This window comes from Actinopolymorpha rutila (assembly GCF_013407855.1).
In the GTDB taxonomy this organism is placed as follows: Bacteria; Actinomycetota; Actinomycetes; order Propionibacteriales; family Actinopolymorphaceae; genus Actinopolymorpha; species Actinopolymorpha rutila.
In genome coordinates, this window is record NZ_JACBZH010000001.1 from 697,656 (window position 1) to 724,231 (window position 26,576).

Annotated in this window: 25 protein-coding genes and 1 pseudogene; 9 read left to right on the plus strand and 17 right to left on the minus strand. The window is 67.7% G+C overall.

The features are described 5' to 3' along the window. Nucleotides 1-590: 590 nt before the first annotated feature. The 4 genes and pseudogenes from F4554_RS02955 to F4554_RS02965 all read right to left on the minus strand — a co-directional run bounded on the left by F4554_RS02955 (nt 591) and on the right by F4554_RS02965 (nt 5,035). Complete coding sequence (locus F4554_RS02955) at nt 591-2,171, minus strand: D-glucuronyl C5-epimerase family protein (RefSeq protein WP_179785937.1); 1,581 nt, start codon at nt 2,169-2,171, stop codon at nt 591-593. Nucleotides 2,172-2,294: 123 nt separating this feature from the next. Continuing rightward, on the minus strand, nt 2,295-2,564 hold the full coding sequence (locus tag F4554_RS31825; protein ID WP_238341199.1) for a transposase: 270 nt from the start codon (nt 2,562-2,564) through the stop codon (nt 2,295-2,297). Nucleotides 2,565-2,929: 365 nt separating this feature from the next. After that, nucleotides 2,930-3,274 (minus strand): annotated as a pseudogene (locus F4554_RS33940) (IS110 family transposase); the annotation flags it as partial. 99 nt (nt 3,275-3,373) lie between these two features. After that, nucleotides 3,374-5,035, minus strand: a complete 1,662-nt coding sequence (locus F4554_RS02965; RefSeq protein WP_179785939.1) for a nucleotidyltransferase domain-containing protein — start codon at nt 5,033-5,035, stop codon at nt 3,374-3,376. A gap of 732 nt (nt 5,036-5,767) precedes the next feature. On the opposite strand from F4554_RS02965, the gene F4554_RS02970 reads away from it, so the two are divergent. After that, a complete protein-coding gene (locus F4554_RS02970) occupies nt 5,768-6,679 on the plus strand; it encodes an NADP-dependent oxidoreductase (protein WP_238341201.1) in 912 nt (303 codons plus the stop codon). 126 nt (nt 6,680-6,805) lie between these two features. After that, the gene (locus tag F4554_RS32865; RefSeq protein WP_272955867.1) at nt 6,806-6,931 is read left to right on the plus strand and encodes a hypothetical protein; all 126 of its coding nucleotides are present in this window, start codon (nt 6,806-6,808) and stop codon (nt 6,929-6,931) included. 259 nt (nt 6,932-7,190) lie between these two features. Here F4554_RS32865 and F4554_RS02975 read toward each other — a convergent pair whose 3' ends face one another. Continuing rightward, nucleotides 7,191-7,754, minus strand: coding sequence for a P-loop NTPase family protein (locus F4554_RS02975; RefSeq protein WP_179785941.1), 564 nt, complete (start codon nt 7,752-7,754; stop codon nt 7,191-7,193). A 441-nt stretch (nt 7,755-8,195) separates the two neighbouring features. Beyond that, on the minus strand, nt 8,196-8,897 hold the full coding sequence (locus F4554_RS02980; protein WP_179785942.1) for a metallophosphoesterase family protein: 702 nt from the start codon (nt 8,895-8,897) through the stop codon (nt 8,196-8,198). A gap of 318 nt (nt 8,898-9,215) precedes the next feature. Between F4554_RS02980 and F4554_RS02985 the strand changes: the two genes are divergently transcribed. Beyond that, nucleotides 9,216-10,316, plus strand: coding sequence for a lipocalin-like domain-containing protein (locus F4554_RS02985; protein WP_179785943.1), 1,101 nt, complete (start codon nt 9,216-9,218; stop codon nt 10,314-10,316). Between the two features lie 432 nt (nt 10,317-10,748). Next, nucleotides 10,749-11,168, plus strand: a complete 420-nt coding sequence (locus F4554_RS02990; RefSeq protein ID WP_179785944.1) for a hypothetical protein — start codon at nt 10,749-10,751, stop codon at nt 11,166-11,168. 108 nt (nt 11,169-11,276) lie between these two features. Here F4554_RS02990 and F4554_RS02995 read toward each other — a convergent pair whose 3' ends face one another. Next, complete coding sequence (locus F4554_RS02995; RefSeq protein ID WP_179785945.1) at nt 11,277-13,382, minus strand: hypothetical protein; 2,106 nt, start codon at nt 13,380-13,382, stop codon at nt 11,277-11,279. Nucleotides 13,383-13,514: 132 nt separating this feature from the next. Here F4554_RS02995 and F4554_RS03000 point away from each other — a divergent pair, with 132 nt between their 5' ends. Continuing rightward, on the plus strand, nt 13,515-13,826 hold the full coding sequence (locus F4554_RS03000; RefSeq protein ID WP_179785946.1) for a hypothetical protein: 312 nt from the start codon (nt 13,515-13,517) through the stop codon (nt 13,824-13,826). 140 nt (nt 13,827-13,966) lie between these two features. On the opposite strand, the gene F4554_RS03005 is transcribed toward F4554_RS03000, so the two are convergent. Beyond that, on the minus strand, nt 13,967-14,809 hold the full coding sequence (locus tag F4554_RS03005; RefSeq protein ID WP_179785947.1) for an alpha/beta fold hydrolase: 843 nt from the start codon (nt 14,807-14,809) through the stop codon (nt 13,967-13,969). Between the two features lie 203 nt (nt 14,810-15,012). Here F4554_RS03005 and F4554_RS03010 point away from each other — a divergent pair, with 203 nt between their 5' ends. Both F4554_RS03010 and F4554_RS03015 read left to right on the plus strand, forming a co-directional pair. Then, complete coding sequence (locus F4554_RS03010) at nt 15,013-16,251, plus strand: MFS transporter (protein ID WP_179785948.1); 1,239 nt, start codon at nt 15,013-15,015, stop codon at nt 16,249-16,251. A 169-nt stretch (nt 16,252-16,420) separates the two neighbouring features. After that, a complete protein-coding gene (locus F4554_RS03015; RefSeq protein WP_179785949.1) occupies nt 16,421-16,966 on the plus strand; it encodes a hypothetical protein in 546 nt (181 codons plus the stop codon). A gap of 11 nt (nt 16,967-16,977) precedes the next feature. On the opposite strand, the gene F4554_RS03020 is transcribed toward F4554_RS03015, so the two are convergent. Genes F4554_RS03020 through F4554_RS03030 form a run of 3 tightly spaced genes read right to left on the minus strand, consistent with a single transcriptional unit; the run spans nt 16,978 to nt 18,811 of the window. After that, complete coding sequence (locus tag F4554_RS03020; protein ID WP_179785950.1) at nt 16,978-17,496, minus strand: GNAT family N-acetyltransferase; 519 nt, start codon at nt 17,494-17,496, stop codon at nt 16,978-16,980. Between the two features lie 22 nt (nt 17,497-17,518). Further along, nucleotides 17,519-18,031, minus strand: a complete 513-nt coding sequence (locus F4554_RS03025; protein ID WP_337795850.1) for an NUDIX hydrolase — start codon at nt 18,029-18,031, stop codon at nt 17,519-17,521. A gap of 33 nt (nt 18,032-18,064) precedes the next feature. After that, the gene (locus F4554_RS03030; protein WP_179785951.1) at nt 18,065-18,811 is read right to left on the minus strand and encodes a sulfotransferase domain-containing protein; all 747 of its coding nucleotides are present in this window, start codon (nt 18,809-18,811) and stop codon (nt 18,065-18,067) included. A 121-nt stretch (nt 18,812-18,932) separates the two neighbouring features. On the opposite strand from F4554_RS03030, the gene F4554_RS03035 reads away from it, so the two are divergent. Together F4554_RS03035 and F4554_RS03040 are read left to right on the plus strand one after the other, a co-directional pair. Then, on the plus strand, nt 18,933-20,162 hold the full coding sequence (locus F4554_RS03035) for a cytochrome P450 family protein (protein WP_179785952.1): 1,230 nt from the start codon (nt 18,933-18,935) through the stop codon (nt 20,160-20,162). An 84-nt stretch (nt 20,163-20,246) separates the two neighbouring features. After that, nucleotides 20,247-20,825, plus strand: coding sequence for a dihydrofolate reductase family protein (locus F4554_RS03040; RefSeq protein ID WP_179785953.1), 579 nt, complete (start codon nt 20,247-20,249; stop codon nt 20,823-20,825). Nucleotides 20,826-20,840: 15 nt separating this feature from the next. Here F4554_RS03040 and F4554_RS03045 read toward each other — a convergent pair whose 3' ends face one another. From F4554_RS03045 to F4554_RS03070, 6 genes are all read right to left on the minus strand, one after another. Then, nucleotides 20,841-21,434: a mycothiol transferase gene (locus F4554_RS03045; RefSeq protein WP_179785954.1), complete on the minus strand. Its 594-nt coding sequence runs from the start codon at nt 21,432-21,434 to the stop codon at nt 20,841-20,843. Nucleotides 21,435-21,510: 76 nt separating this feature from the next. Next, on the minus strand, nt 21,511-22,638 hold the full coding sequence (locus F4554_RS03050; protein WP_179785955.1) for a glycosyltransferase family 1 protein: 1,128 nt from the start codon (nt 22,636-22,638) through the stop codon (nt 21,511-21,513). A gap of 123 nt (nt 22,639-22,761) precedes the next feature. Then, nucleotides 22,762-23,208 (minus strand): VOC family protein, encoded by a 447-nt coding sequence (locus F4554_RS03055; protein WP_179785956.1) that lies wholly within the window; start codon nt 23,206-23,208, stop codon nt 22,762-22,764. Nucleotides 23,209-23,244: 36 nt separating this feature from the next. Beyond that, entirely contained in the window at nt 23,245-24,621 is a 1,377-nt protein-coding gene (locus F4554_RS03060) for a serine hydrolase domain-containing protein (protein ID WP_179785957.1), read from the minus strand. 91 nt (nt 24,622-24,712) lie between these two features. Then, the gene (locus F4554_RS03065) at nt 24,713-25,678 is read right to left on the minus strand and encodes a sensor histidine kinase (RefSeq protein WP_179785958.1); all 966 of its coding nucleotides are present in this window, start codon (nt 25,676-25,678) and stop codon (nt 24,713-24,715) included. Then, nucleotides 25,675-26,550 carry an MEDS domain-containing protein gene (locus F4554_RS03070; protein WP_179785959.1) on the minus strand — a complete coding sequence of 292 codons (876 nt, stop codon included), beginning with the start codon at nt 26,548-26,550 and terminating at the stop codon, nt 25,675-25,677. Before F4554_RS03070 ends, F4554_RS03065 begins: the two co-directional genes overlap by 4 nt. Between the last annotated feature and the right edge of the window lie 26 nt (nt 26,551-26,576).

Below are 26,576 nucleotides of genomic sequence, written 5' to 3' on the forward strand. Positions count from 1 at the left end.
TCCAGCCAGGCCACTCCAGGACGCTCGGCCCAGAGACGCGGACGTGATCTAAGCCCAGAGGCCGGAAGATGTATGTTTCTCAAGCTGATGTCCGAGCCGCTGGTCGTCGGAGGTTGACTTAGGGAACTGACGCGCCGTCCTCGGACTCACCGGGCGACACGACACTCACGGAGCCGTGGCTGAGTTGTCCGCCGGACCGACAGGCTTTACCCACCTCCCTCGGGTCGGGTCCCTAAGGCCGGGGGACCACCTCGGGCCACACCGGGCAGGCCACCAACCCGCCCGAGCCGCGGAAGCTTACGGCCCCCCGGTCTCCGCGACCCGAGTCAGGCCACCGGCCAAACCCTGCCGCTCCTTGACTCTGGCCCCATGCCGGTCCGTTCGCTTTGCGCCGGGCTGATGCGAGCATGCGCGTTCCGGGCCTCCATGACCCAGGCGACGCCGAGCAGATCGCGGAGGCCTTGTAACCCACGCGCTGCCGTGGCCGACCTCTGGTCGACCCCGGCATGGTGAGCAGAGCGTGTCAGGGTTTCCGGCTACGCAGGTACTCATAGTTCACCTTGGACCCCGGCATGTCTGCAGGACCACGTTCACTGCACCTGGCTCAGGTCTGCCTGTGGGACCCAGTATCGGCTGAGCGGTCCGCTCGTGAGCCGCACGCGGAGTACGCCGCTGATCCAGGCGGCGGCGTCGTAGGTGACGTCGGTGTTCGCGCGCCGGGTGACATCGGCGGCGTCGACCCGCTTGCCCCTGCTGTCGTACTTCACGCCGTTGTAGGTGTGGGCTGCCAGCAGCACCGCGGGCCGGTCGCCGCGGAAGTCGACTTTCGCCATCACGCCGCGCACCGTGCTCAGTCCCGCCCGCTCCGGTACCCACATCCGGCCGAGTGGGGTGCCCGTGCGCAGCAGGTAGTAGATGCCCCGGCCCTTCACCCGCATCCGCCGGACCGTGGTGCCAACGACCGCGCGCGGCAGGGTGACGGTGCGGATGCCGGTGATTTCTCCCGTGCGCATGTCGAAGGTGTGCGCGACCTGCCGGCCGGGGGCCAGGTCGACCTGGTACGGCCGTGCCAGAATCGGGTATGGGTTGTCCCCGGCCATCTCCTCGGCCAGGCGGGCGAACTCGCTTCGTCCGGTGAGCAACCAGAGCTGGACCATCTGATCCACGTGCAGCAGGTGGTAGCTGTTGGCGGCCTCGGCGTCGTGGGTGAGGCAGTAGATCGAGCGTCCGCCCGGAACCCGCAGCACGGACCGATAGTGATGGATCGTGGTGACCGCACCGTCGAACAACGCGAGCGCGCGCGGGTCGCGGGTGGCGCGGTAGTAGTCCCAGATGCCGAACGCCGCGAACATGTGGCCGTTGAACACCAGGTCGGCCTGCTCGGGTGAACCGTACGGATACTCCACCAGCCACAGCAGGTGGTGGCGATCGGTGAGAACCACCCACGGTGCCCGGGGATCGGGGGGCAGCAGGAAGCTCGCGAACGTGCGGTCGGCGGCGTCGCGCCACCTCTGGTCGCCGGTGGCTTCGGCCAGTTCGATGAAGAACGCGAGTATTTTGCCCTGGGCCAGCGCGCTGTACCACGGCCCGTGCATCGTCTCGGCGGGGCTTCGGTGCAGGGGGAAGTCGAAGTCGTACGGGTGGAACCACGCGCCCCGCGACACGACGCGGCGTTCGTACAGTCGCCTCGCCTGGGCCAGGGCGCGGTTCAGGTAGAAACGGTCACCGGTGAGTTCGTAGGACGTGATGTTCTCCAGCCCGTACTTGGCCTGGTAGTTGGGGTGGTTGTACTGCCGGCCGGAAACTACCCGCATCCGCACACCGTGCGCGTCGTGCTTCTCGTGGTCGACCCGTGGCGCAACCGTGTCGCGGAACGGCCGCTGGATCCCGGTTAGGAAACGAGCGGGGTACCCGCTCCTGAGGAAGTGGAACGGCACAGGCTGGCGGGCGACGGCGGCCGGGGTCGACGTCGGGCGCATGATCGGTGCCGAAGCCGGCGACTTCCCGCCCATGCCTTCGGCAGAGGGATCGCATCCGGCGACAAGTACGACTGCCACGACCAGGCCGACCACAAAACCTAGTACGGACGACACCAGCCGCTTCTTGTGCGGGCCTGGCGGCGTGCGAGAACCGGCGAACGGTCCGGCTTCGGTCAGCCCGTCATCGCTCATGGCTCCCGCAGGTGGTAGTGGCTCCGTCGCGGTGAGCGCCCGGGTGCGCCCGAAGGGCGAGTTACCCCCCGGTAGTCGTAGTGACACGCCGTCCCGGGCCCGGCGAACCCGGGGCGGACGGACTCACCGAAGCCGGGAACAGGTCGAGGCGCGGGTCACGGGTGCGGTGCCGGCGTAACAGCGTCGTCGGCCGGCGTCGGCGAACCGCGCAGGGGCGTCGCCGAACTCCCCGAGGACCCGGCCACCAGAGACCACACCCAGCCCAGGGACGCTGCGCAGGATCTCGGCGTCGGGATGATCGGCCAGCTGCGAAGCGAGCTCCGCCTCCAGATCGCGGATGGCGGCGCTGGCCTCCCGAATCGTGCGTACCAGCGTCTGAACGACCAGACCCATTGAGCGCTCCACCCGCACTGGCTGGTGCAGCTGCGGCGCAGCGAAGACCCGGTGCAGCCGGGCGACTTCGCACGCACACCACGGCCGGTGGTGGCGAGCAGTTCTGCGACGTCGGAGTCGTCCAGTGCGGCCGCGGCCGTCGGCGTGGGTGCGGCGGACAGGACGGCTGCTGCGGCGTTGGTAGCCAGGTTCGAACGCTTCAAGCGCAGCAGGGAAGAACTCCCGCAACACCGAGCGGAGCCGTCCCACGTCGCGGCACCGCATCCACACCGCGTCCTGGTGTGCACGGGCAAGCACCCCGATCGACCGAACCTGCAGGGAGTCGTCGGGGATCGGGCGGTGGTGGGCTGCGTCGGCGCGCAGCAGGCCAGCACCTGGGCGTCACCCGGGTCGGACTTCGCACCCGACACCGCGTACCGGTCCCGGTCCACTGCTTTCGGGTTGATCGAGAACACCTGGCGCCCAGCCGCCACCAGACCTGCTGCCAGCAGGCCCCGGTCGGTCTCCAACGCCACAGGTACCGGTGCCTGGGCATCGTGTTCGGCCAACAGGCCAACCAGTTCAGCGAACCCGGTCACGTTGTCGCTGATCCGCCGGTTGACCAGTACGCGTCCTTCGACGTCGACGAGGGCGACCTGGTGATGCTGCTCGCTCCAGTCGATACCGCAGAAGATCTTCGCCACTGTTCGTCCTTCCCTTCGGGCAGTCACCAGATGATCCCGAGGAGCCCGAGGCGCCCTAATGGAAGCGCTCGGCGGGCGAGCTGTCCGACTGACAGGAGAGGAAGCTCAGAGGCTTTCGGTGGTCAGTTAGAAGATGGCGTGTAGCCAGCTGGTGCTGGTGGCGTGACTGTGTAGCCGCTGGAGAGGCGCGCAGGTCGTAAGGTCGGTGGTGTTGCGGGTTTGGCGGAACCAGCGCCGTAAGGCCCACAGGTCACGGAGGATCGCGTATCCACACATTCGCGCCTCGGCTCCTGGCCGGTTGAGCAGGTCGGCCGCGAGCATCGCGAGGTGGTTGGCCGTGGCTTCGTCCGCCATGAAGTGCAGGTAACGGAACAGGTTCTCCAGGTCGAGATCTGTCGGCCCGATGCAGGCGGATTCCAGGTCGATCGGTATCGCCTGTCCGATCGGTGTCAGAACGGCGTTTCCTGGCGAGGCGTCGGTGTGGTTGAGAGCGAGTGGCACGAGCGACATCGCTTGGAACGCCTCGCTGAGCAGCTCGGCGAGACGATCGCCGATGGTCACCTCCAGGGCGCCGCGTTCCACCAGTTCGGCCAGGTCGGTGTGAGCCCGCGTAGCGTCGAGGTCGTAGTACCTCGTCGATGTACATCCGGCTGATCGGGCCAACGCGATGTCGGTGGTGTGGAGGACCTGTAGCCGAGACCACAAATCTGCTAGCGCGTCCTTCCTGACCGCCGACTCTAGTCCGGGCCAGGCCTCGTGGAGATTGCCGCCGGGGAGGCGGGCGCTGGCCATCCACTCGTGCCCGTCGATGAGCCCGTAGCCGAGGACCGCGGGGTACCCGACCCCAGCGGGCAGGTGCCGTGCGAGGTTGACCTCCCTGGAAAGCGCGTTGCGCCGGAGCTTGCCCACGCGTACGACGACTTCCTCAGCCAGCCACACTTCGTTGGACCACGCGAAGGGGACGCGGAATGCGTGGGCCACGTTCGTGTCGAAGCGCGCGAGTATCTGGTCGCCCCGAGCCTGCATCGCAGCCGCCTCCTGCCCGGCGTCATCTGCATTGGATGCTGCTGGCGGGACCTCCGCCGTACCGTCGCCGGTCGAAGTAGGCCAGTGACCATTCGTCTGGGCAGGTTGCAGGAACGAGGAGGCAGCGGGACCTGTAACGCGGTTGTTGCGGCCTCGCTCGACTACTCGTCGAAGCCGTGGCAGCCAGGGATGGTCGGGACGACGGGCAGCGAGGTTGTCGATGAGCCATCCGCGCCGCTCGTCGTCGAGCATTTCGTGAATGTCATCGAAGTCCTGCCAGTCCTTGGATCGCAACATCGGCGACTTGTACAACAAGGCGACCTCAGGTCCGACGAACGGTAGACCTCGCTCTGTGGTGAGCGTCATCAGCGAGTGAGGGCGGCGCACGTTTCCGGTCCCACGGTGGTACACCCACTCATCGCCATCGGATGCGGTGAGCATGATCGTGATGGGGCAGGGATGGGAGTCGTCAGGTATCACGAAGCCGTACGGGCCTGGCTTGAGTTGCTCATCTGGTGTCCACTCGCGGCGTTCACCGGTCGCGGGATTCGCAAGGACGGGTCGCGGATCACTGAAGGTGTCGGCTAGGTAGTCGACATCGCGGTAGAGGATGGCGATGTCCACGTCGCTGTGGGGTCGACGGACGCGCCGGGCGAACAGGTCAACCGCCCATCCGCCAGCTACCCAGTACGGGCGGTCGTAGGAACGGAACAGGTCACGAACGATGGCGAGCGGGGTCGAATCTTCGACGAGGCTCTGCATGGAAGGGCTCCTCCGCAAGGAATGTGACGCGGTGAGCCCGAAGGGATCGGGGGCGGCTAGGAGTCGCAGGGAGGCGTCACCACGCTGAACAGATCGCGCATGGAAACCGCCTCCCTTCCTGCCCCGAGATCCGGGTCAGGCTAACACGGTAGGTGAGTAATGATCACCACTCGTACCGCGGCTCCATTGACCCCAGTCTGACCCCAACGAGCTGCAACAACGAATGACGATGAGCACCAGGCCGATGACCTCCCGAACGCAAGGGATGCGCCTTGATGCGTTCGCTGAGTCACCCGATCGCGCGTTCCCGCTACTCCTCGCCTTTCGAGCTGAGCGCCAGACCTGACGCGTGACGTGGAGAGCACGGCGGCACACAGACGACACATGGGTTAGGAACCCATCCTCACTCGTCCAGACCTGTCCACCGATGGCTCATCCACGCTGCCAGGTCGGCTCGTACGCCGTCGATAGTTCAAGATCATCTGGATGGTCTCGCTCGTAGTTGCACGTGCGTTGCACGGTGCGCCGGAAGTGACCGACCTCTGTATCTGTCGAGACAGGCAACTCCATGGCGACCGCCCGACATGGAATATCGTGCGATCGGGAATGCGGGTCTTAGCGTGGAGGGGATATGCGGGGGTGTCTCGCTCGACATCTCGGCGGCACCGCTTCAGACGCCAAGGATTGCGGCCCGCACCTTCCGGTCGGTCGAACTGGGCGAAAGGGATACCGATGAGAGCGTGCGGAGTGTCCGGGCCGGGCGGGGACGTCGGCCTGCTGGACCTGCCCGATCCACCGTCTCCCGGCCCCGGTCAAGTCCTGGTGGCGGTCGAGGCAGCCGGAGTCGGACCATGGGATGGTCTGCTCAACGGAGCTGGCTGGGACGTGGGATTGCACCCGCCAGCGGCACTGGGGGTAGAAGGCGCGGGCCGAGTGCTGGCAGTCGGCGCCGATGTCGATGAGTTCGCAGTCGGCGACCAGGTGCTCGCGCATGAGGCCCCGCTGCCCGGGGGTAGCGGCTTCTGGGCCGAACGCGTCCTGCTCACCGCGGCTGATGCGGCGCCGTGCCCGTCCGGGCTGACGCCCGCGGAAGCGGCAGCATTGCCGGTCAACGGCCTCACCGCGTGGCAGGCCCTGGCAGCGCTGGAGCTCAGGCGAGGGCAGCGACTCCTGATCACCAACGGGGCCGGCAACACCGGCTCGCTGGCCATTCAACTCGCCGCAGCCATGGGCATCGAGGTGACCGCAACCGCATCCGCCTCTGCCACCGATCGACTGCGCGGCCTCGGAGCGGCACAGGTCGTCGACTACCACGACCAAGATTGGCCGGACCAGGTACGCGGACAGTTCGACGGTGCGCTGACCGCCGCAACCGGCACAGCGGCGGCCGCCATGCCCCTGGTGCGCGACGGCGGGCGGCTGTGCTCCCTGACCTTCGACGCACCCGCACCCGAACGCGCCATCACCACCACGGACCTGACCGTCCAACCCGATGCCACGCAGCTCGCCGAGCTGGCGAAGCAGCTCAGCGAAGGGACATTGCACCTGACGCCAGAACCTCTCCCGCTGCGCGAGGGGCCGACCGCTCTCACCCGCGCCGAAGCCGGACGGACCGGTGGGAGAAAGATCGTGCTCATCCCCTGAGCAAGCACAGCGCGACCGGCCGCCTCTCGCACGGCACATACCCCGGACCGCAGCCGGCTCCGGGCCGCCTCGTAGTGCGTAGCCGTTTCCGTTCCCAAACGGTGTGGGGACTGTCAAGATCCCGCTATGAGCCGTCACAACCCAGGGATGCCGGCCTGGGCCTGGGTCCTGCTCGTGGTCTGCGTCTGTGCTCCCGTGCTCGCCTTCATCGTGATGTTCGCGATCTTCCTGTCGATGTACGGCGACCCCTGAGGCACCCGTTCGATCCAGCCGCACCGACACGACCCCAACCTTCGGGGTAACGATCCTGGCCGCGATCTGGCCACGCAGCCCCGTCAAGAGGCGCCAGATGATCATGAGTACCGATCTGCAAACGCGCAGGTCGACCCGGATCCGAGCAGTCCCTGGACATCTCGGGCCGATCTAGTCGTCTGGGAGCCGCCTCGCATCCTTCACCACGGCGAACGACGCGTCGTGCTCGCCGGCGTCGGCGCCGAGGACGATCACGGCGTCACCGGCTGCAGCCGCACGATGGCGATCTCGCTGGGCGATGGGTGGCGTCGAATCCTTCGAGGAACTCCCTGATCTCCCGCTTGGACTTGAGCACGTGCCGAGTCGCGTGTTGCCCATGCTGGGCAATGATCGCGAGCTCGCCTTCGTTCGCGCGTCGGTCCCGCCAGAGGACCGGGATCAGGCGCCATTCATCGCGCAACCGTTGCCAGGCCGAGTACTCACATCCTTCTGGTAGCTGGCCCGGCATTCGGAAGCCGCGCAGGAACGCTCGTCCCGCGCACCGCCACCACGGCGTGGCGAGGACCACCACGGCGTCGGCGCGTTCGAGACGGAGATCGAGTGTCTCCGTGTAGTTGCCATCGGCGATCCACGCGTCGCCCGCAAGGATGCCACGTTGCTTCTCGCGCCACTCGGCCTCTGACGGTTCGACCCAGCCGGGCTTCCAGAACTGGATGTCCAGATGAATGAGGGGCAAGCCGGACTTGGCAGCAAGGGCGTGTGAGAGCGTGGATTTCCCGGCCCCGGCCTGCCCAGTGACGATGATGCGGCGTCCTGGCGGCACAGGTTGAGCAGAATCGGATACAGCTGAGGAAGTAGACGACACAGGGACCCCTTTTGGGTTCTCGAGACGAGGCCGCTAGCCAGCGCACGGCAGGCGCACCGGCAGTGCAGGCGGATAAGGCTCGCTGTGCCGCACATCAAGGGCAGCACGCGATGACAGGCCACTCACGACCTACAACGTCAACGCGCGCTTGAACGACCGGGCATTCCTCAGCTCCTCGCAGGGTCACTCGCTGCCCGAACCCTAGCGCCTCGTCTGGCTAGGCGGTACCCGGGACGCCCCCCAGCATGACCCCAACGCCCGCACCTGGTCGACGACCTACGGAGCGTGGACGAGCACGTCGCGATCATGTTGATGTGCCTTTGCGAGGCAGGAGTAAGGGGTCATGGGCGCGCCAAGCCCTGCCGGCACCCTGTGGGGGTCTCGGGGAGAGGAACCGCCTCAGGAAGCTTGCCTACTTATCTCAGCGTGGTGCCAGGTCACGTCCCACTTGCCATCCGCGCCGGTCAGCATCGCGTAGCCCACCCGTTCCTTGGTTCGTGGACCGGCCCGGACGATCCGCAGGTCGCGCCCATCGGGTAGTCGATCCTCATACGTCCAGGGGTCGGGTACGTGACCGCAGAGCACCAGGTTTGCGCCGACGTTGGCGAGCATGCGCAGCGAGGCGTCGCGGTCTGCGTCGGAAATGTTGGCATCGTAGGTCGGATGTCCTGGCGGCCAGATGGAGTTCCACGGGTTCCCTGGCATGCCGTGGCACACCCATACCCCATCGGTGAGGAGGAACTCCTCAGGAAGGTCGCGCAACCAGGCCAGGTCGGCTGGCGCTATCAGAGCCTGGCCCGCACCAACCTCGTCAAGCCAAGGGCCGGCGGGATCGGAACGGCGGAGTCTCATCCACAGCGTGTGCGGCCAGCGCGGAGTACCCCAGTCCATGAGGTACCGGTCATGGTTACCGGGGACCGTCCTGATGTCTTCGGCGCGCAGCAACCCGATCGTCTCTCCTGGCGGATCAGGCGAGAACGGGCACTCCAGAATGTCTCCAGCGAACACCAACACGTCTGGGGCGTGGCCCTTCATCGCGGCCACCGCGGCCTCAAGGGCTGCGATGTTGCCCTCAGTGTCTGAGATCAGGCCGATCCTCATGCCGGGCAACCTACGAGATCACACCAACGGCGGTCCATCGCTGTCCAGCATCCGCCGGCCGCTCCGGCCGAGTTGCTCTGCCTGAGCGCCCGGCCACTACGCTTCCCAAGCTGGCAGCGCGGGTTCGATACCCGCCACCCGCTCCAGGTACCACGACGGGCGTAGCCAGGCACGATGCGTCTACTCAGAACTGCGTACACGCTGCCATCCGCCGGTCGGAGGCCCCAGCTGCCTCGACGGCGCGATGATCGACTCCGTAAACCCTCCCAGGCGCTCGTCACCGGCGCCTCGACCAGCGCGCGCCGACCACGTGGACACGTGGACTCCCGCCAGCAAGAGATGGGGTCGAATATGCAAACACTGCAACGTCGTTCAACCGCGGCAATCGCCACCCTGGTGTTCGGCGCGGTTCTGGCCGTCGCGGCGTCCTCGGCTGTCCCAGCGACGGCCAAGACCGGCTCCGGCTCAGCGAGCACGGACAGGCCGGAGGCGGCCACGGCGGCACCCGCCTTCCCGACGTTCGTGCATCTGCCGGCCGACCAGGCGGCGCACCCGACCGCACGCGCGGAATGGTGGTACGTGATCGGCCACGTCAACGCCCGTGGCCATCGCTTCGGCTACGAGGTCACGATCGGCGGCGGTAAGGACCCGCAGGTCATCTTCTCGATCACTGACAAGACGACCGGCGCGTTCTACACGAACAGCCAGAGTTACTCGCATGACCAGACTAGTTTTTCCACCACCGCGCTCGACATACGTACGCCGTCGGCGACGCTGTCCGGGCCGATGGATGCGATGCGGCTGCACGCCACGCTGCCGGTCGTCGGCGAAATCAACCTGACACTCAGCGCAGAGGGACCTGCGCTGTACAACAACGGGACTGGGCTGATGCCCTTTCTGGGCGGCACGAGCTACTACTATTCCCTGCCTAGCCTGGCGACACAGGGAACGCTCGAGGTGAACAACCGCACCTACCCGGTGACCGGCGAGTCGTGGTTGGACCGCCAGTGGGGAAACTGGGACTGGAGCACCATGGACAAGTGGACATGGATGCCTCTGCAAGTGTCCAACGGCGACCGGATCAACCTCTGGGACCTGTTCGCCGAGGGACGTGAGGCTTCTTACGCGACCGTGCTCCGCCCGGACGGAACCCACGAGATGGTGGCAGTGGAACCGCTCGCCGATACCACCTCCGACTTCTGGACCAGCCCGATCACCGGGAAGCGGTACGGCACCAGGTGGACCGTGAACATCCCCGCGCTGGATGCCAGCCTCACCGTCGTTGCCAAGCCGCAGGGACAGGAACGTCAAGGGACGTTCGGTGGCACCTACGAAGGTGCGGCAAGCGTCACCGGACGGTACCGGGGCAAGCCGGTCACCGGGCAGACATACGTCGAACAGAACGGCAACTGGCGATAGCGCTTCAATAGCGCCAGCCCCTTGGGGTAAGCCGCAGCGTCACGACCAATGGCCTGTCGGCAAGTAAGCCGACGCGCTGGCGCGAGTCACGGATCGGGCACGGTTGTGGCCGGCTCTTCCGCGCCGGCTCTTTGGACTGGATGATCGGGGCCTGGCTCGGGAGGCGGTATGCGTTCGAGGCTGTGGCGGTCAGTAGCGGTCCTGGGGGCAGTGGTTGTGATGCTCGCCGGGTGTGCGAGTGGTGCCGGGCCGTCAGCACGCATTGGCGGGGGTGACTGCACGACGAGGGTCCGGTTCCATGGCGTGGTCTACAGGTCTTTGGCAACCCAGCAGACGCCGCGTACTGGACGTTCGTTGGGCTCGTCGCACTCCTACGGATGTGCCGGCGAACCCCTTCCTGGGGACACCAGCAAGCTCCGGCTTCATCTCGCGGTGGGCCTGGATCCGAACGTCGCTCTTCTCGTTCGGGAGAAGGACGGGCAGGACTACGTGTACATCCCGCGGTCGATGCGGCGTCGTGACTTTCCGCCAAGGCTGGCCGAGGCGATGCGCTACCCGCGATGCCGGGTCCCGGCGTCGTTCACCGGGACATGGCGGGGAGTGACGCCCTGGCCAGAGGACGATGACATCGCAGTCCCCTACGCCGCATGGTTCGAGGCTCGACACGGCACCGGGCTGGGGTTCGACAAGTGGTCGACCGTCACGTTGGAAGCGAAGATCACCGAAGGCACCCGCACCGTCCCGACGTCACAGTTCTTGAAACGCGCCATAGGAGACGACGTGCCGGTGGCGGTGACAACCGTGTGCCGGGGAACCGCGTTCGAGGTGTCCTCGGTCAAGTTCGCTGACTGACAACGCCATCACAGGAGGAGCGTGAGGACGATGCCCTCTCCGCCACCCGTTTCTCGTCGACGGGTGCTTTGGAGAGGCCCTAGGTTGACTTAGCTTGGGAACGGACTCTCAGGGTGCCCCGAACTCCAGCAACGTCACTGAGTGCGCGGGGAATGTGTGTTCCACGCTCGATCCGGCGGCGGTGGCCCGGCTGACCGTCGTGGTGAGATTGTCGAGGTCGTCCCAGCTGTCGTACGCGTCCACGGTAGGCCCGTCGAACGTGCTGACCGTGACCGGCCGGTCGCCGTTGAGCCCGGTCAGGTCGACGCGAACGGTGAGGGAGTTCTCGATGTCGCGGTTGATGACGAGCAGGCGGATCACGCCGTCGTCGCCCCTCGTCGCGAGGACCCGCAGGGACGGGTAGGAGCCGCCCGTCGCTGTCGGGTTGCCGCTCACCGAACTGTCCAGGGGAGTGCTGCCCACCATCGTGTGCACGAGGTTCAACATCTGCGACGGGCCGGTGACGAAGAAGTTGGGCGAGCCTCCGATGACGCTGCCCGGCGACGAGGGTTTGCCCGGCGCCGGCGGCGCCTCGTTGAGGTTGGACTTGGTTGCCAGCCGTACGCCGTTCTCGATCTGGCCGATGGTCAACTCCGCGCCGTACAGGCACTGCATCAGCATCGCGCCGTAGCCGAACGGCATCGTCGCTCCGGAGGGCCCGTTCTTTACCAGCGTGCCGTACTCGGTCACGGCCAGGAACGGTCGGGTCGCCGGGTCCGGGAATCGTGCGGCGATCTCCTCCTTGTCCAGGCGGAGGGCGCTGACGGCGTCGGCGCCACGGCGGATCAGGTCCTGGTAGAGCATGCCGGTGTCGTAGACCGGGTGCTCCGCGTCGCCCGCCACCGGGCTGGTGTACATGTGGACGCCCAGGCAGTCATAGCGGCGGTCACCCATCGCCTCGACGAACTCGGGCTTGCCCCAACCGGCGCACACCGACGCGGTGGGATCGACGCCCTTGATCGCGCGGTAGTAGTCGAGGAACCCGTCCTGGCGTCCGGTGGTGTACCCGATCGAGAACACCGCCCCCTTCGGCGGTACCGCTCCGTGCGCCCCGTTGCCGAAGCGGATCTGCCCGCTGTCACGGACGACCTCGTAAACCTTCGCGTCCTTCGATGCCCTGTGGACCGAGTCCACCCGCTCCCACCGCTCACCGTCGACCGTGAGTACCGGATCGGCGATCGGCCCCGACTCCGAGGTCGCGTCCTGCGCCAGCGCAATCGGGCTGTACCGCGTGCGATACACCTGGTTCGGTTCACCGCTGGCGGTCACCGGGTTCGCCAGGTCGCAGCCGGAGAAGAGTCCGTCGTTGTCGGCGTAGGGAGCCGAGTCGGCCGTCTGGCGCTGCCAGCCACCCTCGATGAACTGCTTCACCTTCGTGTCCGGATCCGGCGAACGCCAGTAACGCTGGTTGGGCAGGTACGGCTCGTTGCCGACCTCCCACACCGAGATCCCGTACGGCTTCGGGTGTCCGTTCGCGGCTCGGCGCGCCGCCCATGCCACCCCGCCGTTGGGGTTGGTGCCCAGCGGCGCGTTCATGTATTCGACGTAGTCGGCCGCGGACTTCGCAGACTGGTTGATCGTGGGCACCATGACCATCGTCTGTCCACCGAAGCTGTCGACGAAGCGTTCGTTCTCGTCCGGCCCGTACGTGGAGTCGACCGATCCGAACAGACCGCCGACAAAGCCGGCTCCGGTCTGGCAACGCCGCGCCGCCTGCGGGCCGATCGCCTTCGAGAAGTCGAACATGTTCGCCACGGTTCCGCCTGGGTAGCGGACCAATCCGAGGTTGGCGTCCTTCGCCGCCCGCACGGCGGTCGGGACGGGGGCGTTGGTGCGCGGGTCCCACATGCCGAGGCCGTTGTTCACCCACCGGTGGTTGCCGCCGACGATCGCAGCCGGTAGGGGTGTCGCAGCGACGTCAGGGCTCACCCGTAGGGCGTCTGAACCGACACTGATCACGGCATCCGGACTTTCGCCGGCTGCCACCGCTGACGTGGGGGTCCCGAACATCGTCGCGAGCCCGACCGCCGCGAGCGAGCCGGCCAGGAGTGCGCGGCGGGAACGGCGCATGTCCACCTCCAGCAGGTACGGGCGTTCGACACCTGCGAACGACCCACCGAATCGCCGTCGCACAAGGGGAAACGACGTCTCCTCGATCTCTTTCAGAGAACGCACGTCACCGTAGTACTACGTTGCACATCCGTCCACCATCGGTGGATCCGGGGTTAGGGAACTGGGGCGCAGTCCTCGGGCTCGCCGGGCGGAGGCAACGGGCGAGAGCTGGCTCCTACGATGCCGGCGTGACCAATGAGGCCGGCGCCACAGACGTGGACGGCAACCGGTACGGACGTCTTCGACGCGGTGCTGAACCTCCGAGAACAGCTCGACGCAGTGGGCGTGCGCCTCTGCTGCAACGGCGCGCGGCGAAACGCCTGGGCGTCCGGCATGCAACGCGACATGGCACGAGGACGGTTCGTCTACCTGCTTGGCGACGAGCCCGGCCACCCCGGCCAGGTTCCCGCTCTGGACCCCGCTCCGTGCGATCAGGTCGTGACGGTCCAGGAGCAGAAGAACTTCTACAGCAGTTGGCTCGCTCGGCGAACCGCCGCTGGGGACTGACCGGGGCTCCGCCCCGAACCCCGGCCCTCCATCCGAGAGCGGGGATCGTTCCCCGCGGTCGGGTTCGAGCCGAGGTGCGCTGCGCGTGCCAACTGGCGGCCGGTTTGCCGGCGAGCAGCGACCTCGTGCCAGAGCGTCGGTCAGGAGGTGTGGCGCAACAGGGCGTCCACGACGGCCGGCCATGTCACGCGCGGCAGGCCCTGGCCGATGCCGGGGAGGGTGAGCAGCGTGGCGCGCGGGATTTCCGCGGCCAGGGCCACTCCGTTCCCGTGCGGGAAGAACGGATCCTCGTCTCCGTGCACCACCAGGGTCGGCGCGGTGATCTCGCCGAGCCGCTCGCGCCACCGCGGCTTGCAGTCGATGGCCGCGAACATGCTGCCGAGATGGCTCGCGCGCTGCGCCTTCGCCGTACGTCCGGCTCGGTCGAACACCGCCCCGGCAGTCGCCCGTACGTCCTGCTCGTCGAATCCTCGCGACCCCGACATCAGCCGCGCGGACCCGATCATGTAGTCGACCACGCTGTCGCGATCGGTCCAGTCCGGCTTCGGTCGCCCGAACAGCTGCTCCATCAGCTCCGGCGCGTGGTCTGGCAGGTCGGGATCGACCGGACCGGGGGCGACCGGACGGGTGGAGACCAGGGTCAGCGACGCAACCTGGTCGGGATGGTCGAGCGCGAGCAGCTGCGCGACAAAGCCGCCGACGCCCATCCCGACCACGTGCGTACGCCCCAGATCCAGCGCCACCAAGAGCTCGGACGCATCGGTCACCAGGTCGCGCAGGTCGTACATGGGCGCGTCCGGATCGACGAACGTCGACTGGCCGGCGTCGCGCAGGTCGTAGCGCACCACATACCGCCCGGCCAGCGCCGCGCACAGCTCGTCCGGCCAGCTCAGCATGGTAACGCCGACCAGCAGCACCGGCGGATCCGCCGGGTCTCCGAACGTCTCCACGTACAACTCGACACCGTTGACCTTGATCCCCATGTCCTGCTCCTTCCGATGCGTCAGCCAGTACGAGACCGCGCACAGAAACGCATCGCATTGGCCCGTAGCAGACAGACCACCTTCCACCGCAGAACTCATCGGTCCGCCACACACGTAGGTGCCTCGACAAGACGCGGACCACCTGGAGAACGGCCTCTTGACCAGGAGGTAGCCTGCGCAGAGCCCGTCGGCGAGGAGAGTTCATGGTTGACACGGCGACGGTGAGTCGCGGGACGCCTGGCCTGGGCTCGGCCCGGCTGGGCTTGGCAGTGCTCGCCCTGGCCGTGTTCGGCGCGGTGACGACGGAGATGCTGCCTGTCGGGCTGCTGCCTGCGATCAGCCGCCAGATGGGGCTGACCGCATCGGCCACAGGGTTGCTGGTCAGCCTGTACGCCGTCATGGTGATGCTGCTGTCCGTACCCCTCACGCTCGCCACGCGACGCGTCCCGGGGAAAGTCCTCCTGCTCGCCACGATCGGCTCGTACGCGGTGAGCAATCTGGTCTGCGCTCTCGCGCCGAACGCCGGACTGCTTGCTGCGGGCCGCGCGCTCGGAGGGCTGACCCACGCGATCTTCTTCTCGGTGTGCATCGGCTACGCATCACGACTGGTGCCGGCATCCCAGACAGGACGAGCTCTGGCGCTGGTGTCGTCCGGAGTGGCTGCAAGATTGATCCTGGGTGCGCCGCTGGCGACCGCGCTCGGCAACGCCGTGGGATGGCGGGCCGGCTTCGGCGCCCTCGTCGTTCTGATGATCGCCGTGTTGACCCTGATCGCGCTGGCGCTGCCGTCGGCGGACACCACGGACGTGGCCGCCTCCCCGGTGCGTACAGGCCGTTGGCGTGACCTCGTCCCCGTGATGGCCGCGAACGCCCTCGCCTACCTCGGTCAGTACGCCGTCTACACCTATGTGGCCGTACTCCTGCTCCGCGCCGGAGCGACGCCCGGTCGGATCGCACCGATCCTCTTCCTCTTCGGAGGATTCGGGCTGCTGGGGATCTGGCGAGCCGCGCGGCCGCTCGACCACCGTCCCCGTCGGACCGCGCTGATCGTTCTGCTCGTCAGCGGAGCTGGAATGATCGCGGTCGGTGCCGGCTTCCCGTCACTGCTGCTCGTGGTCGTCTTCGGTGTCGTGTGGAACGCCGCGTTCGGGCCGGCGCCTTCCCTGTTCCAAAGCGCAGCGATCCGAGCCGACGCCATGTCTCCGGAGATCTCCGGCGCCTGGCTGAACGCGACGGCCAACATCGGGATCGCCGCCGGTGCCGCGTTCGGCGGTCTGCTCCTCAACGCGTACGACATCCGTGTGTTGGCCTTGGCCGGTTCGATTCCGATCCTTGCGGCAGCAGCCATGGTCCTTGTCGGCCACAAAGGCTTCCCACACAGCGGCTCCGCCGTAGTCGGATCGCAGGAGACGGCAGATTCCACTTCCGTGGGAACGGCCTGACAATCGAGGCGTGGCCGGAGGGTCGGAACGAAGTCGTCGCAAGTACGGGGTCGAGCGAGTCGATGCATGGGCCGTGGCCACCCGCCGAGGGCACTGGCATGCAGTACGGCGGAGTGGACCACGCAAGCGCGCGACCCGGGTTGTGCTGTCCGGTGTCGTGGTCGTGGTCGTGGTCGCCGTCGTCACGGCGTGGGTTGCGTACTCGTCCCGCTACTCACCACTGTCCACGGGGACGTTCTCCGCCCCGGAGACTCGCTCGGTCAAAGCGTTGACCGACGGGGTGGCGCCCACTCGCTACATCGTGGACGCAGCTGCGGGCCAGCACGGCCGGATCGCCTACGACCTGGCGAACGACGGGAGGTTCCCCGTTCGTGTCGACGGCCTGGCGTCCGACCACGCGTACGGCATCACGGCCGCAGGTTGGGTGCCAGTGCCGGGCAACGGCGAGCTGATGGGCGGCCACGCAAGCGACGTGCGGCCTTTCCCCGTCACGATCGAGCCGGGTGAGTGGGTCGTGGTGTGGGTGACGGTGACCAAGCCGCGTTGCCAGAGCGGGCAGCAATCCCCCATCGAGGAAGTCCCCCTGAGGTGGTCAGCGCTCGGACGGCACCACGTCTACAAGCTTCCGCTCAGCGAAACTGCGGGAGGCATTCGCGAGATAGCCCTCTGCCATCCTCCCCGAGCGCTCAGGCATCTCGAGTTCCCCGAGAGCTGAGTCACCGGCCTTCACCGGTCCAGGTCGATCCAGTAGCGCCTCACGGGACCGTGCTCTTCGTCGCGGATGCCTTCCAGTACGCCGCCGTTGCGCTCGATCGTGCGGGCCGAGGCGATGTTGTCCGCGAGGCAGGGAACGAGAACGCGGTCCAGGCCCAGTGCGCGAGCCTCGACGAGCATCTCGCCCAGCGCCCAGCTCGCCAGGCCGCGACGTCGGGCGGACGGGCGTATGCCGTAGCCGATGTGGCCGATGTCGTCGCTGAACCAGTGGCGCAGCGCGATTCCCCCGAGCAACCGGCCGTCCTCGACGATCCACCTGGGCGAGCCGTGCCGTTCGTTCGGACACGGATCCCCGGTCGGGTGGGTCAGCCGGACCCGCTTGTGAACCCAGGCGGCGAAGCCCTCCGGTGAGTCCACGGTGTCGTCGGCGCCCAGGCCGAAGCCGTCCTCGTGCAGGCCCGGACCCCAGTCGTCGCGGCACTCCAGGAAGGCAGTGTGGAGGCGGGTGGTCGGAAGGATCAGCTCGGGCATGCGACCACGGTAGTCGGGAACGCTATGAGGGCAGTGCACCGTGATGGGCGAGGGGGGACCCGTCCTCCAGATACGCGGGGCGTCCAACCGACCGTGCTTCGACGGAGGCCGCAACCCGGCGGGCGAGTCTCGCTGACAGGAGCCCTTCTGCCTCGGCGCGAGTACAGAACGACCAACCGCGCAGCTCGTCCTCGGGCAGCGTGATCGCCGACACCTCATCCGGCCCGACCGAACCACCGTCGAACACGAACATCACTCCGTCAGGCTTCCCCTCGTACGGAGGCACCCAGTCGACGGTCAGCAGGGAGAGCCGATCACGATGCAGGCCAAGCTCCTCCTTCAACTCCCGGCACACCGCGGCGTGCGGCGACTCGTCCGCCTCCACGATGCCGCCAGGGATCTCCCAGGACGCCTTGTACGTAGGCTGCACAAGGAGAACCCGGCCCGCTGGATCGAAGAGAAGCGCCCCTGCCGCCATTCGCTTACGAGGAAGCGAAGCGATGAAGTCCACCTGGTCCGGCTCTGTCGTGTCCACCGCGACACCCTAGGCCTTGCCGGTCGTGGAGGTTCAGCGTGCGTAGCCGAGCATCCTCATCGCTTCGGAGTTGTCCGGCTGCGCCCAGAAGAGTTCCTCGAGATGTGCCGGCAGCTCGTCCCGGTGGCTGCCCACCGATCCTCTGCGGAAGAACCCGCCGTCCAGTCGATGCAGTTCCGCGAAGGACGGAATGTCCGCACCGGCGATCGGAGGTACGTCAGGCAGGACCAGGTCGACGGCTTGCCGTACGACCTCGGCCGGCTCGCGAATCAGGTGCTCGTATCTGACGACGACGTGCCGGGACGCCGACCAGCGCGGCCAGCGCGACCAGCTCAGGACGTTCGTGCCCCATTTCCCCACACCGCGCTTCGTCGGTCGCGTGATCGCCTGTCGCAGTTCGGTCTCGAATCGCCGGCGGCGTTCTTCGGTGAGCAGGTCCGGCCCGCTTCGCTCCCCGGTGGTACCGACGTCGGACCTCAGGTGAGCCTCAGACACCACCGAGTCACGGCCGTCGCGAACGAGGTAGACGACCCTGTCGTCGCCACGTACCGGCGAATGGCGCGTCTGGTTGTGTGTCTTGAGAACGAACACCTCATCGGACTCCCGCATCCGCGAGATGTCGTCCGGCCGCTCCTGGAAACCCACCAGCTCGGATCCGACCCGTTCGGCCACCCCGTCCACCTCGTAGACCACACACGTCCGCAAGCCGTAGAGCCTGTTCAGGACGATGCGGAAGAACGTGTTCCCCGAACGCGGGTAGGACGCAAGCCAGACGATCACGGGAAGAGTGAACCAGAAGGTGGACGGAGGCTGCTGAGCCGTTCACCCTGTGGGGGCTCGGCAGGCGTTCCGGACCACCGGTCCGGCGTGGACGATTCCGGGCGCGCGAGGGAGGTGCCCCATGACCGACGCAGTGCCGCTGATGTTGGCCCCCGGCTTCTTCCAGGATCCGGAGGCGGTCTACGCCGTGCTGCGGGAGGAGGGTCCGGTCCGCAAGGTCGTGTTTCCCAACGGCTGGGAGGCCTGGGTCGTGACCAGGTACGACGAGGCCCGGGCTGCGCTCGCCGATCCCCGCCTGCTCAAGGATCTGCGCGTGCTGGACCAACTGGGCCGACCGGACTCGGTGCCTGTGCAGCTGGGCGACGAGTCATTGTTCGCCGAGGCGCTACACCACCACATGCTGAACCTGGACCCGCCCGATCACACTCGGCTGCGCAGGCTGGTCAACAAGGTGTTCACGTCCCGCCGGGTGGAGGCGCTGCGTCCGCGGATCGAGGAGATCACCGAGGAGTTGCTGGACGCGATAGCGGTGCGCGGTGCGAACGGTGGGCCGGTCGACCTGATCGACTCGTTCGCGTTCCCGCTGCCGATGACGGTGATCTGCGAGCTGCTCGGCGTTCCCTTCGAGGACCGCGAGGACTTCCGCGCCTGGTCCGCGGTGGCGGTCGTCGACGACCCGGGCGAAGAGGAGGCACGCACGTCGTCGTACGCCATGGTGGCGTACTTCAGCCAGCTGATCGCGGCGAAGCGGGCGAACGCCGGTGAGGACCTGTTGAGCGCCCTGGTGCAGGCCCGCGACGACAAGGACCAGCTGGACGACAACGAGCTGATCGGGATGGCGTTCCTGCTGCTGCTCGCCGGGTACGAGACAACGGTGAACCTGATCGGCAACGGCGTCTTCGCCCTGCTGCGCAACCCCGACCAGTTCGACCGGCTGCGGGCCGAACCGTCGCTGGTGGATGGTGCGGTCGAGGAGTTCCTGCGGTACGACGGGCCGCTCAACGTCGCCACGTCGCGGTTCACCTCCGAGCCGGTGCGAGTCGGTGACGTGGAGATCCCGCGTGGTGAGTTCGTGCTGGTGTCGCTGGCCTCGGCCAACCACGACGAGCGCCGGTTCCCCGAGGCGGGGCGGCTCGATGTCACCCGCCGCGGCGGTGGGCACCTGGGGTTCGGCCACGGGATCCACTACTGCGTCGGCGCGCCGCTGGCCCGGTTGGAGGGGGAGGTGGCGTTCCGCCGGATTCTCGACCGGTTCCCCAAGCTGTCGCTGGCGGTGGAGCCGGGGGAGGTGCGCTGGCGGGAGGGCAGCACGTTCCGGGGTGTGGAACACCTTCCCGTCCGGCTGTTCTGACCGCTCTGCCCACCGGCGATGAGTCTCGCCGTGCCTTCCGGTCTGTCCCCCAACAGCCGACCAATCGTTCTCGAGGAGATCAGCATGACCGCTACCTACACTTTCGACGTCTTCGCCAGCCTCGACGGCTTCGGTGCCGCCACCGCCAACTGGTCCGGTTACTGGGGCAAGCAGGGCCCCGAGCTGCTCGACCACCGCCTCGCCGTGTACCGCGCGGAGCAGCGGATGGTCTTCGGGGCCAACACGTATCGGGCGTTCGCGCAGCTGCTGGCCTCGAGTACGGAGGACTCCGACGTCCGCGACCCGTGGGTGACCCGGATGAGGAACCTGCCGGCGACGGTGGTGTCGAGCACACTGGACGGGCCCCTCGACTGGCCGGACGCGACCGTCGTGAAAGGCGACGCCGTCGACGTCGTGGCCCGGCTCAAGGAGGAGTCCGAGGTGCCGTTGCGCTCGCACGGCAGCCTGTCGCTCAACCGGGCGCTGATGGCCGCCGGTCTGGTCGACCGCGTTCAGGTGACGCTCTTCCCCGTGATCACCGGGCAGACCGGAGCGGACCCCGTCTTTCAGGGTGCGGAGGACTTCGACCTCGAGCTGCTGGAGACCCGGACGTTCGACGGGCGTACCCAGGAACTCGTCTACCGGCCCACCCTGCACGGCTGAACTTCTGCGCCTCGGTCAGCCAGGACCTGAAGCCTGCCTGGCGGTCTGCTCCAGCCGGCTCCGATAGTTCGCCCACCACGCCGCATCGCGCTGCGTCAAGCTGTCGTTGCCCTCGTTCATCCCGACGGAGCCGTCGATGAGTTCCCGGATGATGTCGGCGTGCCCGGCGTGCCGATGGGTGTCGGCGATGACGCGGACCAGCGCATGGTGCAGCGTCAGCTCGTTGTCGTCACTCGGCCACCACGGCACCGTCCCGGTGGTGTCCAGTGACGTGGCCTCGACGGTCGCGTCGGAGTGCGCCCAGGCCCGGCGGTAACGCTCCACGACGTGCTCACGTGACTCGTCGGCCATCGCCCACAGATGCGCGTTCGGCTCAGCGGTCTCGTCGAGCCAGGGCGGCGTCTCGCCGGAAGGCCGTCCGAAGCTGTCGCCGAGGTATCCCAGCTCGACGCTGGCCGCATGTTTCACCAAGCCGAGGAGGTTGGTGCCCGTCGGTGTGTAAGGCCTGCGGATGTCGTACTCCGACAGCCCGTCCAGCTTCCACGGCAGCGCTTCGCGGGCGAACTGCAGGTACAGCCGGAGGTCGGCCTTCGGATCCGAATCGGTCACGTAGGCAAGCTACTGGCTCGGTCAACGGGATTCGCGTGGGCGGCGTCACACTGCCTGAGGACAGACCGACCGTCGCTTATCGCCTGACCAACCGCTCGAGCAGCGGTACTGCGGATTCGGGCCCGGGAAGGTTGGCGACCTCGCGGCGTACGGCTTCGGCCGCCTGGCGGTAGCGCGGAACGGTCAACATCGCGGATGCCGTACTCTGCACGATCTCCGGGGTGGCCGACATCGGGTCGAGCACCTCTCCGGCCCCGAGGGCCACGCATCTCGCCGCGTTGTGCGGTTGGTCGGCTCCCATCGGAATCAGCAGGCAGGGCACGCCGTGGGCAAGCGCACCGATGACGGTGCCCGAGCCGCCGTGCGAGACGACCAGCGCACAGTTCGGCAGGAGCTCGCCTTGCGGGACGTACTGGCGTACCCGCACATTGGGCGGTTGCGCGCCGAGCTCGGCGGGATCGATGTGTTCGCCCACCGTGGCCACGACGGTGACGGGCAGTTGGCCGAGCCCGGCGAGCACGCGGGAGAAGAGGTCGCCCGACTCGGTGTTGAACTCAGTCCCGAGCGTGAAGTAGACGATCGGTCCGTCCGGTCGGGCGGTGGCTGGAGGCGGCGCATCCACAGGGCGGATCGAGTGAGCGTTGGCCGGCAGCGGGAAGTCTGGATGGCGAAAGCTCGGCGGAACGGGTGACAGTACGAGATGCCTGTCGAGCATCGTCAGCCCCGGATCCGGCGGCAGCCCGTAGCTTTCCCGCAACTCCGACAGCGGTGCCGCGACGATCTCTTTACGCAGAAGCGATCCTGCGGCGAGGACGACCACGCTGGCGTGGGGGATCCCCAGCCGCTCCGCCGCGACCATGCTGCCGAAGTCAACTTCGTCGCACACGACGAGGTGCGGCTCCCATTCGCTACCAACCTTGAGTACCGCCTCGGCGCGCCTGGGCGCTTCGGACCGTGCGAAGATCTCCCGCAACTCCAGCTCGGCACGGTCGCTGTCGGGCTTCGACAACGGCAGTCGCGGTCGTACATCCCTACTGGCCGACTCGGTGGCGAAGGCGCGAAAGCCACCGGCCTCGATCGCCCTCACCATCGAGCCGCTGCCCGCGACGGCCACGGTGTGCCCCGCGGCGGCGACAGCCCGCGCGATCGGTGCGAGCGGCTGGAAGTGGCCGGGACCGCCGACGAACGTGAACAGTACGCGCACGCAGGGATGTTACCTGCGCTGCATCGAAGGAGCCCCTTTGACTCAACGAGTTGGTTCGAGCTCCGCCATCAGCTTGCGTGCCCGACTTGGGTCTGCCGATCATGGTCAAGTTGCAGGGCAACTTCACGTGATGCAGAACTCGTTTCCTTCGACGTCCTGCATGACGATGATTCCGTTGGCACGCGTGACAATTCTCGCGCCGGCGGCGACCAGACGCTCCGCTTCGGCGTCCTGCCGCGCGCGTACCTGATCGGCCGGCAACCCCTTGGACGCTTTGATGTCCAGGTGCAAGCGGTTCTTGACAACCTTGCCTTCGGGTACGGCGATGAAGAAGATGTCCGGCCGGTTGCCCTGGGTGTCGACGATCGTCCGCACGGCGTAACGCTGATCCGTGGGTACGCCGTTGGCGTCGGCCCACGCCTCCCAACTGGCGAACCCTTCCGGCGGACTGCCGGGCGTCTGGTCCAGCGGACTGCCCGGATAGTTGTACCCCTCGAGCGCGGTCAGCCAGAAACGCGACACCTTGTCGACGTCGTTGCAGTCGAAGACGATGTGAATGTCGTACGCCATGGTGAGCAGTCGTCCTTGCTGTCGGTGGACTCGGATTCAGGCAGAAGGCTCGGCGGCCCGCGGGACCAGCCGGCCGACGTGCTTGACCGCGACGACAGCGCCGGCGGCCGCCTCACGGACGAACTCTCCTTGCAGGCCGGCGAACGGGCCGCCGACAACCAGGAACCGTTCGTTGGGCAGCAGTCTCGACGGGAACTCCAGCGTCTCCGCAACACCGTCGTCGGTCAGGGTGCCGTGGATGACCAGTCCCTCGCCGTCCACGACGACCCGCAGGTCGAGGCCCTCGGTGCGGTAACGGCCGGCGTACGGCGCCAGCTCGTCGGGACTGAGCGAGAGCGGTTCGGGCGGACGTTCGACCAGGCCGAGCCGGGTCTCCAGGGTCTCGCGCACGACCCGTTCCGCCAGCTCCCGGCCGGACGGGGTGGCGTTCGTCAGTACGACGATCGCGAAGTCGTGCTCGGGCACCACGGTGACCGTCGAGTGCTGACCGGAGACGTCGCCGTGGTGCTCGATCAGCCGTACGCCGTCGATCTCGCGGAGCAGCCACGCGATCCCGACCTGGACTCCCGGCCACAGCTCGTGGCTCGTCGTCGGCGTGTGCATCGCCCGCAACCGTTGCTCGGACAGCACGCGGGTGCCGTCCGGTGAACGACCGTCGCCCAACTGGAAACGTGCCCAGGTCAGCTGGTCGTCAAGGCTGGAAGCAAGCCGAGCTCCGGCCGGCAGGTAACCGCGCGGGTCGCTCCACGGCCGGCACACCGACAGCGTGCCGTCGGCCGGACCCGCCGCACCAACCGCGCGATGGCCGACCGCGAACGGTCGCGTCATGATCTCGTTCAGCGAGGTCAGCGTCCGGCGCAGCCCGAGGGGATCGAGGACCAGCCGGCCCAGCGCCCGCTCGAAGGTCTCGCCGGTCACCTTCTCCACCACGCGGCCGGCCAGCACGAACGCCGCGTTGTTGTACGACGCGTCTGTCCCCGGGGCGAACTGCTGCGGCAGGTCGGCCAGCAGCGCGGCGGAGCGTTCCAGCGCGTCGTCACCCTCGCCGGTGTCGGTCCAGACGTCGCCGCCGTCCCAGCCCGCCGTGTGGTTGAGCAGCCGGCCGACGGTCAGGGTCTCGGTCGTACTGTCGTCCCGCAACCGCAGCTCGGGGAGGTAGCGGCGAACCGGCTGGTCCAGCTCGATCCGCCCCTGGTCGACCAGGACCATGATCGCCGTGGCGGTGAACGTCTTGGCGGTCGAGCCGATCTGGAACAACGTCGCCTCGTCGACCGGCCGGCCGTGCTCGACGCTCGTGACGCCGTACGTGACGATCTCGCGCTTCCCGCCGTGATCGACACCCACCGCGACGCCGGGGACACCAAGCTCCCCGGCCGCCTCCGCCACGTCGAGGACGGTCACCTGACCTTGCATGCCGAGACTCTACGACAGGGCGAGAGCTCCATGACAGAACGAGAGCCCCACGAATAGGGTTCAGGTGCGCTGCGCTCGTCCGGCGCCCGACCTACCGGCAGACCGCCTCGGGGTCCCGGCCGGCGCGTAGCCTTAACGTGAAGCTGTCCGCGGTGAAGATGAGGGCCGCGTCGATGTCGAGCAGGTGGGTGACCCACAGACCGAGCCCGGTGCCGAACGCGGCGCTCGGCATGGGCACGAGCCCGGCCAGCGGGTCGGTCGGCCCGCGGCCCCTGTCCTGCACGTCGGCCACCAGCCGATCGTCGGCGGCCCAGATGCGGACGGTCGTGGGTGGTACGCCGTGCAGCCGCGCGTTCGTGACGGCCTCGGAGATGCCGAGCAACAGGTCGTCGAGTTGGCGGTCGTCGACCAGCCCGCGACCGACCTGCTCCAGAGCGTGCCGGGCCTCGGCCGCGGACGGATTGACGAGTTCGACGTTGGGCGTCGAGGCTTCCAGTGGGTCGGCGGATACCGGAACGCGTGCGTTCGCGGAGTGGCCCTCGTAGCGGGCGTTGGCGCTGTGGGTGCCGGCGGTGGTGAGGATCCGCGGATGCGTCCGCTCGACCACGTCCCGCACAGGTTCGGGGACGGTCGTGGCGTCGTACAGGCAGAGGCTGCGCACAGGGAACTCGTCCCACACCGAGTTGACCGCGGACTCGTAGCGGTCCCAGCCCTCGAAGCGGCCGCCGTTGCCCGGATGTGGAACGTCGCCGGCGATCCAGATCCGCGGCGCCCCGGCCGCGACATGGCGCTGGAACAGGCCGCGGTACGTCGCGATCGCCCGCGCAGGTGTGGCGTACAGGCCCTTGTCCGCAATGAAGGTGACCCCCGACGGTTCGTCCAGCCACGACCGGAGCAAGTCGGACTTGCGCTTGTCGTAGCCGATGACGACCGGCTCGTCGGTGGCGAGCCCTTCCTCGACGAAGGGCACGATCAGCGCGCGGAACTCCTCGTCGGAGCCGTAGAAGCCGGCCTCGTGGAAATGGCCGGTGAAGCTGTCCAGCACGCCGGAACTCATGTCGGCGCCTCCGCCAGGACGAGGTTGGGCAGTCGGTCCCAGCCGGCCAGGTGGAACACGATGCACTGGGCGGGTTGCAGGGCCTGAAGTACGAGACGCCTGCCGCGTTGCTCGAGCCGCTCGGACAGCAGGGCCAGCATGCGGGCGCCCGCGACGTCGATGAAGCGCAACTCGGCGAGGTCCAGCCGCAGGTCGTCCTCGGTGGCTGCCGCCGTCCGGCTGATCCAGTTGAGCCAGGCGGCAACCTGCGCGATGTCCAGCTCGCCGACCATGCGGAAGCCCGGAGGCTGGAACATCGGGAAGATCGACAGCCGTGGGTCTTCGTAGAGTGGGTTCGGGACCACGGTGTGGGTGTGCAAGGACTCGACCTCGGCGATCTCGGCTGGGGTGAAGACGCGGCGGTCGTACTGGCAAAGGCTCAGCACGGGTCGGTCGGCGAAGACGTCTGCGGCCCTGTGTTCGTACTCGGGCCATTTGTCCGAGCCCGGCCGACCACGAAGGACACCGGGTTCCCCGGTGATCCGCAAACCCTGGTAACCGGCGGCGAACGCGTTGTCGACCGTCCGCCTCAGCTGCTCGACCATGACGTCGGGATCGAACGGGCTGTATGCGAGGAATGCTTCCCGAGGCGCTACCACCCTGAGCTGGCCACTGGCCGTGAGCTGGTCTGCTTCGACTCCGCTGTCGCGGAGGAAGTCCAGCACAGTCACGGGATCGTCGGCGGCGAAGTAGGTGACCTGCTCGTGCTGTGCAAGGCCGTTGCGGATGTAGGAAGTGAGCACCTCACGCCGCTCAGCGTCGGTGTCGAAGCTGAGACAGTGGTGGTCGCCGGCCCGCATCCGGCCGACTGCCTGCTGGGTCACGTGGTTCACGACCAATGTCCTCAGTCGCCACACTA

Excerpts from the sequence above, each read along its gene's own strand:
- F4554_RS02955 (WP_179785937.1), bottom strand. The coding sequence starts at position 2,171 with ATGAGCGATGACGGGCTGACCGAAGCCGGACCGTTCGCCGGTTCTCGC.
- F4554_RS31825 (WP_238341199.1), bottom strand. The coding sequence starts at position 2,564 with ATGGGTCTGGTCGTTCAGACGCTGGTACGCACGATTCGGGAGGCCAGC.
- F4554_RS02965 (WP_179785939.1), bottom strand. The coding sequence starts at position 5,035 with ATGCAGAGCCTCGTCGAAGATTCGACCCCGCTCGCCATCGTTCGTGAC.
- F4554_RS02970 (WP_238341201.1), top strand. The coding sequence starts at position 5,768 with ATGAGAGCGTGCGGAGTGTCCGGGCCGGGCGGGGACGTCGGCCTGCTG.
- F4554_RS32865 (WP_272955867.1), top strand. The coding sequence starts at position 6,806 with ATGAGCCGTCACAACCCAGGGATGCCGGCCTGGGCCTGGGTCCTGCTC.
- F4554_RS02980 (WP_179785942.1), bottom strand. The coding sequence starts at position 8,897 with ATGAGGATCGGCCTGATCTCAGACACTGAGGGCAACATCGCAGCCCTT.
- F4554_RS03000 (WP_179785946.1), top strand. The coding sequence starts at position 13,515 with ATGAGGCCGGCGCCACAGACGTGGACGGCAACCGGTACGGACGTCTTC.
- F4554_RS03005 (WP_179785947.1), bottom strand. The coding sequence starts at position 14,809 with ATGGGGATCAAGGTCAACGGTGTCGAGTTGTACGTGGAGACGTTCGGA.
- F4554_RS03010 (WP_179785948.1), top strand. The coding sequence starts at position 15,013 with ATGGTTGACACGGCGACGGTGAGTCGCGGGACGCCTGGCCTGGGCTCG.
- F4554_RS03020 (WP_179785950.1), bottom strand. The coding sequence starts at position 17,496 with ATGCCCGAGCTGATCCTTCCGACCACCCGCCTCCACACTGCCTTCCTG.
- F4554_RS03035 (WP_179785952.1), top strand. The coding sequence starts at position 18,933 with ATGACCGACGCAGTGCCGCTGATGTTGGCCCCCGGCTTCTTCCAGGAT.
- F4554_RS03040 (WP_179785953.1), top strand. The coding sequence starts at position 20,247 with ATGACCGCTACCTACACTTTCGACGTCTTCGCCAGCCTCGACGGCTTC.
- F4554_RS03055 (WP_179785956.1), bottom strand. The coding sequence starts at position 23,208 with ATGGCGTACGACATTCACATCGTCTTCGACTGCAACGACGTCGACAAG.
- F4554_RS03060 (WP_179785957.1), bottom strand. The coding sequence starts at position 24,621 with ATGCAAGGTCAGGTGACCGTCCTCGACGTGGCGGAGGCGGCCGGGGAG.
- F4554_RS03065 (WP_179785958.1), bottom strand. The coding sequence starts at position 25,678 with ATGAGTTCCGGCGTGCTGGACAGCTTCACCGGCCATTTCCACGAGGCC.